This window comes from Erwinia sp. 009765445, from assembly GCF_058137865.1.
On sequence record NZ_JBYUWC010000008.1, the window covers coordinates 24,575 to 41,527 of the forward strand.

Genomic DNA, 16,953 nt, shown 5'->3' on the forward strand with positions numbered 1-16,953 from the left:
CGTGAAAGGCATGCCCTCTCAGCTGAAAGGGCGGAATTGATTCCGCCCTTATTACGCAACTACTCGTCTTCCTCGTCGCGCAGCGGCACAATCAGCATATCGATATGCACGGTATTAATCAGCTGGCGGGCTGAAGACATCAGCTTGCTCCAGAAGTCCTGATGGTGGCCACAAACCACCAGGTCCACGTCGTATTTTTTAATCGCATCAACCAGCACCTGGCCCAGATCGCCGCTGCCGCTCAGGGTTTCGGAAACCGGGTAGCCTGCGCTGTTGGAGAGATCGGTCAGAGCCGTGTGGGTCTCTTCGGAAATGCGTTTTTGCATATCGCCCAGGTTTACGTCGATCAATCCGGTATAGAGGTCGGAATAGTTCACATCAACGTGGATCAGGGAAATTTTGGCATCGTAGGGACGGGCCATGGAAACCGCTTTGTCGACCAGCAGTTTACTCTCCGGCGAAAGGTCGACTGCGATCAGAATGTGTTTGTAAGACATAACGATACTCCTTCCATTCGTTGCGGCTGCGTATCCGCAAGACAAAATTGTCTTTGTGGCATCTTAACACATTGAAATCCGTTGTAATGTTTACGATGTGGGATTTCGCGACGCGCGCCCGGCATTTATTTTGCTGGCGCTTATCTTATCTCCCTCAGTATAGCCCTGATTGTTAACAGATGAGTATGCCGTGCGCGGCCTTTGCGAGCGGGATCAAAATGAATTTTTCTCTCTTTCCTGCCGAAGCGAAAAACATCGCTGGAAAAATTTTAAGCAAATCTCCTACACTGATATTAACGGCTTGTTATGCGCTAATAACGCTCGCTCTGCGGTTACAACTACAATTCTGTTTGGTTCAATGAAGTGATTGGCTAGTCATCGTGGGGCTTGTCCGGCTTTCCCTGCTGAACACTCCCTTTTGATGGATTGCCGGGAGGGGATCATGATCAGCACCATCGCGCTATTTTGGGCTCTGTGTGTAGTTTGTGTGGTGAATATAGCGCGCTACTTTTCCTCTTTGCGCGCGCTGTTAGTGGTGCTTCGCGGGTGCGACCCTTTGCTGTATCAGTACGTGGATGGCGCAGGATTCTTCACCTCTCATGGACAGCCGGGCAAGCAGGTGCGGCTGGTTCGCTATATCTGGTCACAGCGCTATCGCGATCATCATGACGATGAATTTATTCGCCGCTGCGAGCGGGTTCGCGGTCAGTTTATCCTGACCAGCGCGCTGTGCGGACTGGTGATTATCAGCCTGGTGGGCCTGTTTCTCTGGCACTGATCGATGAAAAAAAAGGTGGGAACCAGTCCCACCCTTTTCTGTTTTCGCCGCTGAGAACGTTAAACGAACTTCAGGGCAATCCAGTAAAGCGCACCGGACAGGACAATCGACACCGGCAGGGTGAACACCCACGCCAGCAGGATATTTTTGATCGTCTTACCCTGAACGCCACCGCCATCGACCAGCATCGTTCCGGCGACGGAGGATGACAGGACATGAGTGGTGGAGACCGGCATACCGGTATAGCTGGCCACGCCGATAGAGACGGCTGCGGTCATCTGTGCCGACATCCCCTGAGCGTAGGTCATGCCTTTCTTACCGATTTTCTCACCGATAGTGGTGGCAACACGACGCCAGCCAACCATGGTACCCAGCGACAGCGCCAGGGCCACCGCGACGATAATCCATACCGGCGCGTACTCAACGGTATTCAACAGATCGCTTTTCAGCTTGTTGAGGTAGCGCTGATCTTCACTGGAGGTTTCCGGCAGTTTGGCCGCTTTGTCGGCGGTATCGGAGATGCACATCATCAGACGACGCAGCTGGCTGCGCTGTTCAACGCTCAGTGCATCGTAGCTTTGCAGGTTGTTATTCAGCAGGCTCTGGGCATGCTGAATAGCAGGCAGCGCCCGGGCTGCATCGCAATGGAACTCATGTGGGCCACCGGCACTTTCTTCCGGGGTGGGAACCACCGGCGGAGCCATCTGGATGATGTGAGTCAGCGAATCAGCATGCTGCTGATAATACTGCTCCAGATGGTTGACGGCATCGCGGGTGCGGGCGATATCGTAGCCGGAGGCATTCATGTTCACTACGAAGCCAGCCGGTGCCACGCCAATCAACACCAGCATGATCAGGCCAATGCCTTTCTGACCGTCGTTCGCACCGTGTGAGTAGCTCACGCCGATAGCGGAAACAATCAGCGCGATCCGGGTCCAGAATGGCGGCTTCTTCTTGCCATCAATCTTTTCACGTTCCGCAGGCGTCATATGAATACGGCGACGCTTCTTGTTGCCGCTCCAGTAGCGGCGCAGGATAAATACCAGCCCGCCAGCCAGCACCAGGCCAACAATGGGTGAGATCACCAGCGACATAAAGATGCCGATCATTTTCGGTATATTCAGCGCGTCGACGACCGAGGTTCCGGTGATCAGCGCGTTGGTCAGGCCAATGCCGATGATGGCCCCGATGAGGGTATGAGAGCTGGAGGCTGGCAGACCGAAGTACCAGGTGCCAAGATTCCAGATAATCGCCGCCAGCAGCATGGAAAAGACCATGGCCAGCCCGTGAGCCGATCCGACATTGAGCAACAGATCGGTGGGTAGCAAATGAACGATAGCGTAAGCAACGCTCAGCCCGCCCAGCAGTACACCAAAGAAGTTAAATACCCCGGCCATCACCACCGCCAGTTGCGATCGCATTGCTCGGGTATAAATCACTGTAGCCACCGCGTTTGCCGTGTCGTGGAAGCCGTTGATGGCTTCGTAGAACAAAACAAAGAGCAGGGCGAGGACGAGTAACAGGCCGGTATGGTAATCAAGACCAGCAAACAGATGTAGCATAAGCGTTACGCCATTTTTTGGAGGACATGAACGCGGCGCATTATCCGCGAGAACCTGTCTCAGGGGAAAGTGAAATATAGACTTTTTTTGACATTAATGTGTCAGTAAATCGAATTTACCCCCTTAAAATGCTTATAAATCATCGTGCTGTAAAATGTTTCTGCTGTGACACTTTTGTGACTCTGGTATCCCCGCGCCCTGAACATTACAATCACCGTTTTTGAGCAGTGGCGCGGAGCGAGTTGTGGGGAAATTTGACGTTATCATTATTGGCGCCGGTGCGGCTGGCCTGTTCTGTGCCGCCCAGGCGGGGCAGCGGGGCAAGCGCGTGCTGTTGCTTGATAACGGCAAAAAAGCCGGGCGAAAAATTCTGATGTCTGGCGGTGGCCGCTGCAACTTCACTAACCTTTACACCGAACCGGCGGCCTATCTTTCGCACAATCCCCATTTCTGCAAATCCGCGCTGGCACGCTATACCCAGTGGGACTTTATCGATCTGGTTAACCGTCACGGCATTGCCTGGCATGAGAAGACGCTGGGCCAGCTGTTCTGTGACGACTCGGCGCAGCAGATTGTCGATTTGCTGCTGAAAGAGTGCGAGGCCGGGAACGTCGCGCTGCGTCTGCGCAGTGAAGTACTGAATGTGGCGCGTGATGATGCAGGGTATACGCTGGAACTGAACGGCAGCACGGTGCAGGCGGAAAAGCTGGTTATTGCATCAGGCGGCCTCTCAATGCCAGGTCTGGGTGCCTCGCCGTTTGGCTATAAGATCGCGGAACAGTTTGGCCTGAAGGTGTTCCCGACCCGCGCCGGACTGGTGCCTTTCACGCTGCATAAACCGTTGCTGGAGCAGCTGCAGACGCTTTCCGGCGTGGCGGTACCTTCAGTCATGACGGCGGAAGATGGCACGGTATTTAAAGAAGCGCTGCTGTTTACCCATCGCGGCCTGTCCGGCCCGGCAGTGTTACAACTTTCCAGCTACTGGCAGCCCGGCGAGTTTGTCACCATCAATCTGTCGCCAGAGCGTGAACTGGATGCCTTTATTAATGAAGAGCGTGAAGCGCACCCGAACCAGAGCCTGAAAAACACCCTGGCAAAAGTGCTGCCACGTCGCCTGGTTGAATGCCTGCAACTACTGGGCAACGTTCCAGAATACACGTTGAAACAGCTTAACAGCCGCCAGCAAAGTGAGCTGGTGGAGTCGCTGCACAACTGGCGCGTACAGCCGAACGGTACCGAAGGATACCGCACGGCGGAAGTGACGCTCGGCGGCGTGGACACCAGCCTCCTGTCCTCGAAAACGATGGAAGCGCGGGATGTGCCGGGCCTCTATTTTATCGGCGAAGTGGCAGATGTCACGGGCTGGCTGGGTGGCTATAACTTCCAGTGGGCGTGGAGCTCGGCCTGGGCTTGCGCTCAGGCTTTGTGACGATTTTCGACCATCAGCCCCATAGCCAAATCCGGATACTATGGGGCTTGTCCCTGCTATTTGCGATTCAAAATCCGCAGAAAGTCCGTCTTGCTGGTAATCAGTGAGAGCGCGTTGGAAATAACCTCATCGCTAAAAATAGATGCGATATCTTTCAGCACATCAATATGTTCTTTCTCTTTGGCAATCACGCCGATGGCAATAAACATGACGTTGCTTCTGTCCCAGATCACTCCATCAGGAAACTGAAAAATCTCCACGCCGGTTCTGAGGATGATCTGCTTTTCCGATTTGGGGAGATGCGGCAGGGTAATGCCGTTGCCGAGGAAGGTGGAGACCTGGCGCTCTCTTTCATTCAGAAAGCTGACGCAGTCCTGGCTGACATACCCTTTGAACAGGCACTCTTTCCCCACCATGGCTAAAACCTCGGCCTTATTTTTTGCATGGCAGCCGAGATGCAGATTCTCAACGGTGATCGTATCGAGCATTACCTTTCTCCTTTTATTGCTTCCAACACAGCATGTTCTTCACTGCCTGCCGACAACTCTGCTTCCAGCTGTTCCAGCGATTTATTCGAGGTTTCCGGCAGGGCTTTAATCACGAAGAGGATCGCAAGGTAGTTGATGGCGGCAAATATCAGGAACACCGGACCCAGCCCCAGTTTCGCCTGCATAACTGGGAAGAGGTAGCTGACAACCGCGTTCATAATCCACATAAAGAACACCGAAATACCCATCGACAGGCCACGGATTTTTAGCGGGAAGAGTTCAGCCAGCACGACCCAGGTCAGGAAACCAATCGTGCCCTGCATCACGCCGACAAACAGTGCGCCCAGCAGCCAGATCACCGTCGCCTTGATATCGCCGGTCATCGTGTAGTCTGCTACGGCAATCAGCAGGTGCAGCGTTGCCATAATGGCAAAGCCATTAACGATCAGCGTTTTCCTTTTAAAACGATCGACCAGATACAGTACGCCAAACAGCATGCCACCCACCGAGAACACCCCATTGAGCACGTTACAGATCAACGAGGTTCTTTCAGAGAACCCGGCACTTTTCAGGATCTCCGTACCGTAATACATGATTACGTTAACCCCGGAAGTCTGCTGGATCGCGGCCCAGGCAATCCCGACCAGCAGCAATTTCAGGATCCACGGCGTATTGAAAATAATGTGGAAGGCACCTTTAGCGTGCAGCTTGTTCTCCTTTTCAATGTCCATCAGCATGATGATGTCTTCATACTCTTTAATGGCACGCTGTTCAGGACGGATCTGTTTTAAAATCACCAGCGCTTCTTCGCGGCGATTTTTACTGATCAACCAGCGCGGGCTTTCTGGCGATCGCCACATCCCGACCAGCAGAAAAATTGACGGGATAGCCTGCACGAGCAGCATATAGCGCCAGACTTCCGGGAGATGTCCCCACAGGGAACCAATCGCCGCATTCACCGTGAAGGCGGCCAGCTGACCAATAACAATGGCCACTTCATTCAGCCCGGTCAGTTTGCCGCGCATTTCTGTGGGGGCGACTTCAGAAATGAAGGTGGGCGCAGTGACCGATGCCCCTCCCACAGCATAACCCAGCAGGAATTGGGCAATCAGCAGGCTGGCGATGTTGGGGGCGAGTGCGGAACAGAGCGCGCCGAAGAAGAAAACAAATGAGAGGCAGAGTAAATATTTTCTCCGGCCGAAGAAGTCAGCCAGTTTTCCGCCACAGACGCTGCCAATGGCGGCACCGATCAGCAGCACGCCCATCACCAGACCTTCGGAAGTCGGTGTCAGGGCCATATCTGTTTTCAGAGAAGAGAAAGCGCCATTGATGACCCCGGTGTCATAACCAAACAGCAAACCACCAAACGTAGCGACTAAGGCAATCTGGTGTAATCGTTTTCTTTGTTGTGGGTTCAGATTCATCAGCAAAGACATAATTTACCCTTTTATTGAATTATCCGTTACAGGCAGGTTGGTACATAACCCAATGAGGTACTCACCGGGTGATATGGCATCAGAAGATAGCACTGCAATTGAAATGAAAATTCCACATCAATCACATTGCGATTGTTTAATTCCGTTTAATTGTAATCCTGGAACAGGAATCTTCATTCAACCCCGATTTTTGTTTATTTTAATCTGTTGATTAAAAATAATTTTTGTGTGTAATGAGAAATAGCTCACAAAAAACCTTAAAAAAATAAGACTAAAAATAAAATATTTTTTATTTTTTTGCTATTTTATTTTTTCATTTTTAATATTTTACGGAATGATAATTCCATTTAAGGAGAGCGCTTTCTTGCGGGCAGGGTGCCTGCAGGGGGAGTTAAAAACCGGAACGATTCACGAAAAATGTGCTGCCCAAAAGGCAACAGCCTCAACGCCCGCCTGGTCCCAAACTTGCATCATCAACCGCATCAGATTGGGCGATGTTCAGGCAGTTGAGGTCACCAGTGAATTTAAATACCTATAAATATTTCAACGAAGTAGCGGAAACCGGATCGATCCGTCGCGCCGCCGATCGTCTGCATGTTGCCCCCTCCGCCATCAGCCGCCAGATCTCATTATTAGAGCACAGCATGGGCGTGATGCTGCTGGAGCGCACCAATAAGGGGATCCGCCTGACGCCAGCCGGAATGTTGCTGGAGCGGTTTACCCGCAAAATGGTCCGGGATTTGGATCGTATTCACGAATCGATAAAAAATTTAAAAGGGCTGCGCGAAGGCGAGGTCAAAATCTGGGTGATTGAGGCGGTAGTGCAGGCGATCCTGCCACGCATCATGACTGAATTTAATGAAAATTACCCTGCTATCCAGTTCTCGATTAACAGTGAATCCTCGGACCGCACCATTGAAGCGATTATTCGCGACGAAATAGATATTGGCATCGTCTTTAACATGGGCGATCGTCCCGGCATTGAGGTGGTACGGCGCTGTCCTGCACCGATTCAGTGCCTGGTGTCACCAAAGCATCCTCTGGCGGAGCATCACTCCCTTACGCTGGAAGAGATCTGCTCGTACCCGGTTGCGCTTCCCGTTTCCAGTTTCGGCAGGCGGCAGACCTTCGATAAGGTCGCCCGTAGCCTGCATCTCAGCCCGCAGTCCATTGTGAACACCAACAACCTTGAGCTGACCAGAGCGATGGCGATTGCCGGACGTACGCTGACCATCGGGCCTTCGCTGATAGCGAAAAAAGAGATTGAACAGGATCTCCTGCGCGCGATCCCCATTGAGAATGACGCATTGCAGTCTGCCAATATTGAAATTTGCGTGCATCGCGACCGCACGCTCTCTTTTGCTGCCCACCAGTTTCTTAAGCATGTCTGCCGGGCCTTTGACTGACACCTGATAAGTTTTTCTTATTCTCCTGGCAAGAATCGTTCTATTTAAATGACTTATTTAAAACGGTTTTTTCTGGCGTCTGGTGTTCTTAAACCGGCAACGCGGCGTGCTGCATTCGGTATTACTGGGGTTCGCGGGCAGCGTGGTACTTATTAGTCATCGCGAACAAAACCCCCTGACGTGGTCAGGTAAGAATCCAACGAGGGTAAAGAGATGCCGAGCATCATGACGAATGGAATACGGACCCATTACGAGATTCAGGGAACGGGTCCGGCAATCATTTTTGTTTCCGGGCTGGGCGGCACGGCCGCTTACTGGAAGCCCCAAGTGGACATTTTTGCCAGTGATTTCACCGTGGTGACCTATGACCAGCGTGGTTCCGGTACTTCGGATCACCCTGCCGGGCCTTACAGCATCGAGACTTTGGTGGATGACCTGCACGCGCTGATTGAAGAGTTACAGCTGGTAAAACCGGTGCTGATTGGCCATTCCACCGGCGGTGCCATTGGTCAGGTCCTGGCGGCACGGGATCCTGAGTTGCTGGCAGGCATGGTGCTTTACGCAAGCTGGGCAAAATCAGATATGCATTTCAACTGGTGTTTCCGCATGCGCCGCGCGCTGTTAGTTGGCAGCACGCTCGAAGAGTACGTCCATGGCAGTGCGCTGTTTCTTTATCCGCCCGAGCATGTCCGGGCGAATGCTGAAGCGCTGTCGCCTGAGCTGCTCGCCTCAGCTACGAAGTTTCCCGAGCGGGAGGTGGTTCTCAGCCGCATCGACGCGATCATGGCGCACGATGCTACCGCAGCTCTGCCGCTGATCAGCATCCCAACTCTGGTGACCTGTGCGAAGGATGACATTCTGACGCCGCCTTACCAGTCGCGGCTGCTGGCAAGCGCCATCCCCGGCGCTGAGCTGCACATCGTGCCGCAGGGCGGCCACAGCTTCTCGGAAACTGAAACCAGTTTGTTTAACCAGATTACGCGCGACTTTATGGCGGGCATCCATGCTCCGGCGCATTCCCTGAGGAGTCCTCTATGAGCAGTACCGACAAATGCACTGAGTTTGGCGTTTTTCTTCCTGTAGGCAATGGTGGCTGGATCACCTCCACCACCAGCCCTCAGCTGCCTGCCACTTACGACTACAACAAAGAAGTGACGATCCTTGCCGAGAAGTTAGGCTTCGACTTTGCGCTGTCGATGGCGAAATGGCGTGGCTACGGTGGCCCTTCCCGTCACTGGGACGTCACCCTGGAAAGCCTGACGACCATGGCCGGTCTGGCGGAAGCCACCAGCCGCATCGGCGTGTGGGGCACGGTACACACCATGGTCTTCCACCCGGCCGTGGTGGCCAAAATGACGGCGGTACTTGACCAGATCTCCAGAGGACGTTTCGCGCTGAATATCGTCTCGGGATCTAACCCTTCCGATCAGGGGCAGATGGGCCTGTGGATGGATCTGGATCACGCCGAACGTTACGAACTGGCCGCTGAATGGCTGACCGTGCTGAAGCGCCTGTGGACCGAGGATCGCGTCGACCATCAAGGCAGGCACTATCAGCTGACCGACTGTATGTCGAACCCAAAACCGGTCAGCCCGCCGCCGATTATCTGTGCCGGAGCGTCTGACCGTGGCTTCCTGTTCACCATGGAGCACTGCACCGGCAGCTTTATGCTGGGGTCAGACCATGACGATTTCATTAAAACCGGCCTGCGGGCCAAAGAGCTGGCTGCGCAGCAGGGCAAGCCAGACTTTAAAACTTACGGCCTGTTCACCATCGTGCCGGGCGCTACCGATGCCGAAGCCCACGAACGTGTTGAGCTGTATGACTCCGGCGTGGATACCATCGCGCTGGATAACCAGACCCGCGAATACTCCGGCGATAAAAGTTTTAAGCAGAACACCATGGCGCAGCGTTTTGTCTCGCAGGGTGAGCAGCGTAACTCAATGACTCGTGCGGCGCTGGTCGGCTCCCCTGAGACGATTGGCAACAAGCTGGCGGCCATCATCAAAGGGGCGCAGCTTGATGGCGTCACGGTGATTGTGCCGGACTTTATCGACGACCTCCGCATTGTGGGAACCGAAGTGCTGGAAGTGCTGGAACAAAACGGCGTGAACACTAACGCCCGTGCTTACCAGAAATCTGTGAAAAGTTGACCTGTCGTACCGTTCAGGCTGAGAACACTTCAGCCTCATTGTGAATTCTCTTACCCGCCAGGCGGATTGTCAGGAGTTGAGCTATGAAGATGAAAATGATGTTGGCTGTGGCGGTGTATGCCGCGCTGGGTTGCGCCTCGGTGGCTCACGCAGATGACAGCAAACCGCGCGTTGCGGCGCTGTTCACCCAGACCGTGACTCAGGGATCGTGGGATATGGCGGGTTATGGCGCTTTCAACGCGATGGCGACCAAAGAGGGCTTTACTCCCAGCTATCTCGAACATACCACTTATGAATCGGCTCCTTCGATACTGCGTCAGCTGGCTTCGGACGGCGTGAAGCTGATTATTGCCCACTCCTCAGGATATTCGGCAGCCATCAAGGAAGTGGCTCCTTCCTTCCCGAATACCCAGTTTGTGCTCTACTCCTACGAAGGCTCCACCAATAACCTGGCCAACTACTCGGCGTGGTCGGTGGACTGGGATGAGTACGGTTTTGTGCTCGGGGCGCTGGCTGCCACGGCAAGCAAGACCGGCCATATCGCGGTGATCAGCGGTGAACCGATTCCTTCCGCCGAGCGTACCGTGCAGTTCATCAAGAAAGGGGCGGCATACGTCAATCCCAAAGTGCTGGTGGACTCCGCCTACGTTGGCTCATTCACTGACGTGGCGCGTGCCAAAGAGATCGCTACCGGGGCCATCGCTCGCGGCGCCGACTTTGTGATCCCTTCTGCCGATACGGCGGATGCGGGCATTCAGCAGGCGGCGGACGAAGAGGGCGTACTGACCATCGGCTCTTATACCGACCAGTCGAAGTCCTTCCCGAATTCCGTGATGACCTCAACGGTGATGAACTTCGATAAATCCTACGCCGATATCGGTAAACACTTCGCCGACCATCAGTTGGGTAACCGGATTATCACGGAAAACTTAGCCACTGACGGCTGGTCGCTGCATACGCCATTTGCCCACGTTGGCAAAGACGTACAGGCCAAAGTGTTCAAGGTTATCGATGACCTGAAGGCCGGTAAGATCAAGATTGAGGAGTAACATCATGTCCAGTCCCGTTATCGAGCTTGATCACGTTTCGAAGCGTTATCCCAACGGCTTTGTCGCGCTTGATAAAGTGAGCCTGGCCTTTTATCCGGGGGAGATCCACGCGCTGCTGGGCGAGAACGGTGCGGGCAAGTCGACATTGATGAATATCCTCTACGGCGTGCATGAACCTACCGGAGGCGGCGTGCTGATGGCGGGCCGCCAGGTCATCCACCGGAGGCCTGCCGATGCCATCGCTAATGGCATCGGCATGGTTCATCAGCACTTCAAGCTGGTGGCGCCGTTTACGGTGGCGGAGAACCTGGCGTTGGTGGCGCGCGGAGAGCGTAAAAAAGCCTTCCGCCGTCATGCCGATATCCGGGCGTTTATGCAGGCCTACGGAGTCGATCTGGATCCGAATGCCATCGTTGGCCAGCTGCCGCTGGCTTTGCAGCAGCGGGTAGAGATCCTTAAAGCCCTGGTGAATGACACCCGTGTGCTGCTGCTGGATGAGCCTTCGACCATCCTGACGCCGACAGAAATTGTCGCGCTGTATGACACGTTACGGCGCATCTGTGAACAGGGTACGGCGGTGGCGGTAGTGACCCACAACGTGGATGAAGTGCTTGCCAACGCCGATCGCTACACCATTTTGCGGCGTGGCAAAACCAATGGCACCGGGCTGACCAGAGAGTGTACGCCAGCCGCGCTGGTGGAGATGATTATTGGCCGCGCGGTTGCCAGCGGCACCCGCCCTGGCTCGCCACGCAGCGCTGGCAAAGAGCAGATGCGCATCAGCGAAGTGAACCTGCGTCCAATGAGCGGTTCTCCGGGGCTGCACGATATCAACCTGGTGCTGAGCAGGCGCGAAGTGATCGGGGTTGCGGGTGTGGAAGGCAATGGTCAGACCGAATTCTTTGAACTGCTGGCAGGCCAGCGGCGGCCTGATTCGGGTGAAATTACCCGCAGCGGGGCTGATATTACCGTGGCGCTGGTGCCGCAGGATCGCCATCACGAGGGGCTTTCGCTGGATCTTCCGGTTTCTCACAACCTGCTCTATCCAAAAATTATGCAGGGCGAATACCGGCGGCTCGGACTGCTGGATCACGCGGCGATTGCGGAACGCGCCAGAGAGATGATCGCCCAGTCGGATATTCGCACCCACTCACACGGCACGCCTGCCCGCTCGCTGTCTGGCGGCAATCAGCAAAAGATCGTGGTGGCGCGGGCGATGGCGGAATCGGCATCGATTGTCGTGGTGTATCAGCCCACCCGGGGGCTCGATATGGCAGCGGCTGAGGCAGTACTGAACCGCCTGGCTGAAGCCGCAGATACCGGGACAACCGTGGTGATTATCTCCTCCAACATTGAAGAATTAATCCGTATGTCGGACCGCATTGTGGTGATGAACGGTGGCCGGGTCACCGGTGAAGTCAGCGGGGACGAAATGACCCTCGACAGGATCGGCAGCCTCATGACTTCGGGTCGCGGCATGCCGTCGCAAGTAGCAGAGGTGGAACATGTCTGAATCTGTAAAACCACTGGCGGAAACCGGCGCGTCGCTGCGTCGTGCGCTGGTGAAACTGAGCGGCTTCCGCTCATTGTGGGTCACGCTCAGCGCCTTTGTCGGATCACTGCTCCTCGGGCTGGTACTGATCGCCGCGATGGGGGTTCCTCTGCACTCCGCCGTGAGCGTCGCCTTTGAGGGTGCATTTGGTAATAGCCGGGCGATATCGGACACGCTGGTGTTTATGACGCCGCGGCTGCTGGTGGCCCTTGGAGCGCTGGTGGCTATTCGTGGCGGGATGTTTAACCTCGGTGGTGAAGGCCAGCTGCAGATGGGCGCAATCGGCGCGATGCTGCCGTTCCTCACCTTTGGCGATATTGGCCCGATGCTGCTGCCGCTGGCGATCGTCAGTGGTGCTCTGTGCGGTGCTATCTGGGGCGTGATCCCGGCCGTGCTGAAAGTCTGGCGCGGCATCGACGAAATCATCGTCACGCTGATGATGAATTTTATCGCTATCTGGTTCCTTAAATATCTGGTGCAGGGCCCGATGCGGCCTGTTGGTTCTAACTTCAACATGTCTGCCCAGCTTCCCGCTGGAGGCGTGTTCCATCAGGTGATTGAAGGGACCCGCCTGCATGCCGGCGTGTTTCTGGCGCTGCTGATTGCGGTGGGCGTGTGGGTGATGCTGAAGCACAGCGCGTTCGGCCTCAAGCTGCGGGCCAGCGGCCAGAGCCCGCGTTTCGTGCAGTTTCAGGGGCAGTCTGCGACCAGAAATGTGCTTTCCAGCATGGCGATCTCGGGTGCGATCGGCGGTCTCGCCGGGACGTTTGAAGTGCTGGGCGTGCAGTATCGCCTGATTGACGGTTTCTCTTCGGGGCTGGGATTTGAGGGGCTTGCCGTCTCCTTCCTCGCAGGCCTCGAACCTTTTGGCGCGGTGATCGTCTCGCTCTATTTTGGCGCCATCAACAGCGCGGCTCTGGCGTTACAGAGCACTTTTTCGATTCCGGCGGCGATAGCAAATGTGCTGGGCGGGATGCCGATACTGCTGCTGGCGGTGATGAGCGGTGTGATGCTGGTTAAGGGGAGGCCTGTATGGAATTCAACACTGTAACCCTGGCGCTGTTTCTGGCGGGTGGACTGCGGCTTTGCGTACCGGTACTGCTGGCAGCGCTGGGAGAGAGCGTTTCAGAACGGGCTGGGGTGTTCACCATCGGGCTGGAAGGGCTGATGCTGTTTGGTGCCTCTTCTTCAGCGTTGGGCCTGGCCGTCACAGGTTCCCCGGTGCTGGCACTCGGTACGGGCATGCTGGGCGGTTTACTTGCTGCGGCAGTTCTTGCCGCCGGAACGGTGCTGGCGCGGGCTAACCAGATCGTGATGGGCATTGGCTTCAATCTTTTCGCTATCGGCGCAACTTCGTTGATCCGTCAGATCTGGCTGAGCGGTGCGCCAGCGGCGGGGTCAATGCGTTCCGTCTCGATGCTGAAGCTGCCCCTGCTTTCGGAAATTCCGGTATTGGGCCGCGCCCTGTTCTCGCAAAGCCCGGTGTTCTGGCTGGCGGTGCTGGTCACCCTCGCGCTGTGGTTCATGTTCCGTTTCACCCGGCTGGGGCTGTTGGTTCGTGCGGCAGGTGAGAATGCTTTAGCGGCTGATGCGGCGGGCCATTCCGTATTACGAATTCGTTATGGAGCCACCCTGTTTACCGGCCTGATGGCCGGGCTGGGTGGCGCGTATCTGTGCATTGTCGCTTCTGGCGGAACCTTCGTCGACGACATGACCGCCGGACGCGGCTACTTAGCCATCGCCATTGCCATCTTTGCGCGCTGGAAGCCTCTGCGAGTGCTGATTGTCGCCGTGGTGCTCGGCCTGCTGGAAGCGTTGCAGTTCCAGGGACAGTATCTGGGCATCGATATTGCGCCTTCGCTGCTGATGGCAATGCCGTTTGTGGTGGCGCTGATCGCCTGGATCATGATGGGCCGGGCGGGAGCCGCACCGGGCGATTTAGGCCGTCCATTCCTGCGGGGGTCGGGACGGTAGCAGTTATTAACCATGGGCCACGGCCCGACACTGGAGAAGCAGAATGAATCAGGCAATCAATCCCGAAGGTTGGATCATTGGCAAAACGGCGACCGGCCTCAACCACCTCAACTGGGGGGTGAAAGCAGGCAACCACGTCTACGTCGCGGGCATGCTTTCCACCGATCCTGTCGATGGCAGCATTGTCGGCACGGGCGATATTGAAGTGCAGACGCGCCGCGTTCTCGACAGCATCAAAGTGGTGCTGGAATCCGCTGGCAGCAGCATGGATCACGTGGTGATGAACCAGATCTTCCTGCGCAACCTCGATGACTACCATAAATTCAACGAGATCTACGTGACCTACTTCCCGGCGATCCTGCCAGCCCGCTTCTGCGTGAAGCTGGAAATGGTACGGCCGGAGTTCCTGGTGGAGATCGCCTCAACGGCAGTCATTCCAGCCTGATCGGCCGGATAATCAGGGGCAGGCACCGGGTCTGCTCCGCTGCAGCAATCAGAGGACGTTTCAGATGCAATATCGTTATATGGGTCGCAGTGGCCTGAAAGTATCAGAGCTCTGCCTGGGCACTATGATGTTCGGTGGTGCCACCGACGAGGCGACTTCGCGCAGCATTATCGCCGCTGCGCGGGACTGCGGGGTCAATTTCCTTGATACCGCTGACATGTATAACAAAGGCGAGTCGGAACATGTGGTGGGCCGGGCGATTGCTGAAGAGCGCGATCGCTGGGTACTGGCGACCAAAGTGGGGAATCCGATGGGCGAAGGCCCGAACCAGCGCGGCATGTCACGAAAGTGGATCCGGGAAGCTGCGCACGGCTCTCTGATGCGGTTGGGCACGGACTACGTCGATATCCTCTATATGCACAAAGCGGATTTCAACGCCCCGCTGGAAGAGATGGTGCTGGCGTTTGCTGATTTAATCCGGGAAGGGAAAATCGGTTACTTTGCCGTGTCCAATTTTAAAGCGTGGCGGCTGGCGGAAACGGTGCGCCTGGCCCGTGAAGCGGGAATTGCCGGGCCGGTAGCAACGCAGCCTCTCTACAACCTGGTCAACCGCGAGGCGGAAGTTGAAATCCTGCCTTCTGCGGCTTACTTCGGTGCAGGCACTGTCTGCTACAGCCCGCTGGCACGCGGCATCCTTACCGGCAAGTATCGTCAGGACGTGGCGCCAGACAGCAACAGCCGGGCAGGGCGTGCCGATCCGCGCATGCTGGAAGCCGAATGGCGACCGGAATCCCTGCAGGTGGCGAGCGCACTGGCTGCTTATGCTGAGCGGACAGGACGTAAACCGGCGCATCTGGCGCAGATGTGGGTGATGCGTAACTCGCTGGTGACCAGTACGCTGGCAGGTCCACGTACGTTTGAGCAGTGGCAGGATGCGGTTGATGCTCTGGATTGCCCCTGGACCGCCGAAGATGAAGCGTTTTGCGATCAGCTTGTGTCGCCTGGCAAAGGTTCCAGCCTTGGTCCGGTCGATCCGCATCATCCCATTGAAGGCCGCATTGTCCGCGTGTAATTGCTGAATAATACCAGGCCAGCAACGGCCACAACCCATACAGGTTTGCCCATGACAGAGTCGATTAAAACAACTGCCGTTCCTTTTAATGCCCTTGCTGATGAAGCAGCAATTATTGCTGATGCTTACCGTGGCGGGATGCGGCTGTTCGCTGCGGGAGTTTGCCTGATAACCGCCAGCAGCAACAACGAACCTGGCGGGATGATTGCCACTGCCGTGACCTCGGTCAGTGCTGAACCGCCAACGCTGCTGGTGTGCGTTAACCGCAATGCCTCAATGTTTGAGACACTCCAGCAAACTGGCCATTTCTGCGTCAACGTGCTGAGCAGAGAAGCCGTGTCGCTGGTGGAGATTTTCAGCAGTGCTTCACGTCGTGCTGAGCGCTTTAAAAGCGGTGACTGGATGACCTCGGCCAGCGGCTCGCCGGTCTGTGCGGAGGCGCTGGTCTCTTTCGACTGCCGTCTGGCGAAGATTGTGGACTGGCACTCGCACGGGATATTCCTCGGCGAAGTGACGGGTGTGGTGCACCCCCGCGCCAATGCTGCTCCGTTACTCTATATGGATCGTCGCTTCCATCATCTCAGCGAACTGACGGCATCTGACGCCTGAAGTGGATTGGCAGGCGCTTCGCCGGGTGGTGAAACGCCTCGCTGATGACATCAGAGAATAAAATGCCGCTTCACAGCGGCATCATCACCACCAGATCAATCTCCAGCATCAGCTCCGGCTCGGCCAGCGCAGAGATCTCGAACAACGTACTGGCGGGTAACTCAAGTCCGGCAAAGAAACGCTGACGGACGGGATGAATTTCCGGCACCAGCGCGAGGTCAGTGACGTAGGTAGTTGTTCTGACAATCGCGTCACGGGTTACCCCTAATCCTGCCAGCAGCCTGTCGATATTGGCGTAAACCTGCTCAACCTGCTTTTTCATATCACCTGTTCCCACCACATTGCCGTCTTCATTCCACGCCACCTGGCCGGTGGGAAAGACCGGCGTGCCGGGCCTGATTTTAATATGGTTGTAATAGCTTCTGGCTTTCAGCCCTTCAGGATTGATCACACTCATGGCGTTCCTCAATGGTGGCATGTTGGTCATAACGTCATAAAATGTT

General features: G+C 55.7%; 17 protein-coding genes. 12 read left to right on the forward strand and 5 right to left on the reverse strand.

The genetic code is table 11. From position 1 onward, the window contains the following. Positions 1–59: 59 nt before the first annotated feature. Positions 60–497, reverse strand: a complete 438-nt coding sequence (gene uspA / locus AC3Y5R_RS10255) for a universal stress protein UspA (protein WP_158782718.1) — start codon at positions 495–497, stop codon at positions 60–62. Between the two features lie 442 nt (positions 498–939). Here uspA and uspB point away from each other — a divergent pair, with 442 nt between their 5' ends. Beyond that, entirely contained in the window at positions 940–1,275 is a 336-nt protein-coding gene (gene uspB / locus AC3Y5R_RS10260) for a universal stress protein UspB (protein ID WP_489921256.1), read from the forward strand. 59 nt (positions 1,276–1,334) lie between these two features. Here uspB and pitA read toward each other — a convergent pair whose 3' ends face one another. Next, positions 1,335–2,837 carry an inorganic phosphate transporter PitA gene (pitA, locus tag AC3Y5R_RS10265; protein ID WP_158782716.1) on the reverse strand — a complete coding sequence of 501 codons (1,503 nt, stop codon included), beginning with the start codon at positions 2,835–2,837 and terminating at the stop codon, positions 1,335–1,337. A 244-nt stretch (positions 2,838–3,081) separates the two neighbouring features. On the opposite strand from pitA, the gene AC3Y5R_RS10270 reads away from it, so the two are divergent. Further along, on the forward strand, positions 3,082–4,266 hold the full coding sequence (locus tag AC3Y5R_RS10270; protein ID WP_489921257.1) for a BaiN/RdsA family NAD(P)/FAD-dependent oxidoreductase: 1,185 nt from the start codon (positions 3,082–3,084) through the stop codon (positions 4,264–4,266). Between the two features lie 56 nt (positions 4,267–4,322). Here AC3Y5R_RS10270 and AC3Y5R_RS10275 read toward each other — a convergent pair whose 3' ends face one another. Both AC3Y5R_RS10275 and AC3Y5R_RS10280 read right to left on the reverse strand, forming a co-directional pair. After that, on the reverse strand, positions 4,323–4,754 hold the full coding sequence (locus AC3Y5R_RS10275) for a PTS mannitol transporter subunit IIA (RefSeq protein WP_489921258.1): 432 nt from the start codon (positions 4,752–4,754) through the stop codon (positions 4,323–4,325). Further along, positions 4,754–6,190, reverse strand: a complete 1,437-nt coding sequence (locus AC3Y5R_RS10280; protein ID WP_489921259.1) for a sugar porter family MFS transporter — start codon at positions 6,188–6,190, stop codon at positions 4,754–4,756. The genes AC3Y5R_RS10275 and AC3Y5R_RS10280 overlap by 1 nt, the downstream gene beginning before the upstream one ends. A 518-nt stretch (positions 6,191–6,708) precedes the next feature. Between AC3Y5R_RS10280 and AC3Y5R_RS10285 the strand changes: the two genes are divergently transcribed. From AC3Y5R_RS10285 to AC3Y5R_RS10330, 10 genes are all read left to right on the forward strand, one after another. After that, the gene (locus AC3Y5R_RS10285) at positions 6,709–7,596 is read left to right on the forward strand and encodes a LysR family transcriptional regulator (RefSeq protein WP_489921260.1); all 888 of its coding nucleotides are present in this window, start codon (positions 6,709–6,711) and stop codon (positions 7,594–7,596) included. A gap of 225 nt (positions 7,597–7,821) precedes the next feature. Further along, entirely contained in the window at positions 7,822–8,634 is an 813-nt protein-coding gene (locus tag AC3Y5R_RS10290; RefSeq protein WP_489921261.1) for an alpha/beta fold hydrolase, read from the forward strand. Then, positions 8,631–9,749 (forward strand): LLM class flavin-dependent oxidoreductase, encoded by a 1,119-nt coding sequence (locus tag AC3Y5R_RS10295; RefSeq protein ID WP_489921262.1) that lies wholly within the window; start codon positions 8,631–8,633, stop codon positions 9,747–9,749. The genes AC3Y5R_RS10290 and AC3Y5R_RS10295 overlap by 4 nt, the downstream gene beginning before the upstream one ends. Positions 9,750–9,832: 83 nt before the next feature. Then, complete coding sequence (locus AC3Y5R_RS10300; RefSeq protein WP_489921263.1) at positions 9,833–10,798, forward strand: BMP family protein; 966 nt, start codon at positions 9,833–9,835, stop codon at positions 10,796–10,798. A gap of 4 nt (positions 10,799–10,802) precedes the next feature. Beyond that, positions 10,803–12,311: an ABC transporter ATP-binding protein gene (locus AC3Y5R_RS10305; RefSeq protein ID WP_489921264.1), complete on the forward strand. Its 1,509-nt coding sequence runs from the start codon at positions 10,803–10,805 to the stop codon at positions 12,309–12,311. Then, positions 12,304–13,401, forward strand: a complete 1,098-nt coding sequence (locus AC3Y5R_RS10310; RefSeq protein ID WP_489921265.1) for an ABC transporter permease — start codon at positions 12,304–12,306, stop codon at positions 13,399–13,401. The genes AC3Y5R_RS10305 and AC3Y5R_RS10310 overlap by 8 nt, the downstream gene beginning before the upstream one ends. Beyond that, complete coding sequence (locus AC3Y5R_RS10315) at positions 13,383–14,324, forward strand: ABC transporter permease (protein WP_489921266.1); 942 nt, start codon at positions 13,383–13,385, stop codon at positions 14,322–14,324. Before AC3Y5R_RS10310 ends, AC3Y5R_RS10315 begins: the two co-directional genes overlap by 19 nt. Before the next feature lie 43 nt (positions 14,325–14,367). Next, on the forward strand, positions 14,368–14,769 hold the full coding sequence (locus AC3Y5R_RS10320) for a RidA family protein (protein WP_489921267.1): 402 nt from the start codon (positions 14,368–14,370) through the stop codon (positions 14,767–14,769). A 64-nt stretch (positions 14,770–14,833) separates the two neighbouring features. Then, the gene (locus tag AC3Y5R_RS10325; protein ID WP_489921268.1) at positions 14,834–15,841 is read left to right on the forward strand and encodes an aldo/keto reductase; all 1,008 of its coding nucleotides are present in this window, start codon (positions 14,834–14,836) and stop codon (positions 15,839–15,841) included. 51 nt (positions 15,842–15,892) lie between these two features. Continuing rightward, positions 15,893–16,450 (forward strand): flavin reductase family protein, encoded by a 558-nt coding sequence (locus AC3Y5R_RS10330; protein ID WP_489921269.1) that lies wholly within the window; start codon positions 15,893–15,895, stop codon positions 16,448–16,450. Between the two features lie 70 nt (positions 16,451–16,520). Here AC3Y5R_RS10330 and AC3Y5R_RS10335 read toward each other — a convergent pair whose 3' ends face one another. After that, positions 16,521–16,907, reverse strand: a complete 387-nt coding sequence (locus tag AC3Y5R_RS10335) for a RidA family protein (RefSeq protein ID WP_489921270.1) — start codon at positions 16,905–16,907, stop codon at positions 16,521–16,523. Positions 16,908–16,953: the final 46 nt, after the last annotated feature.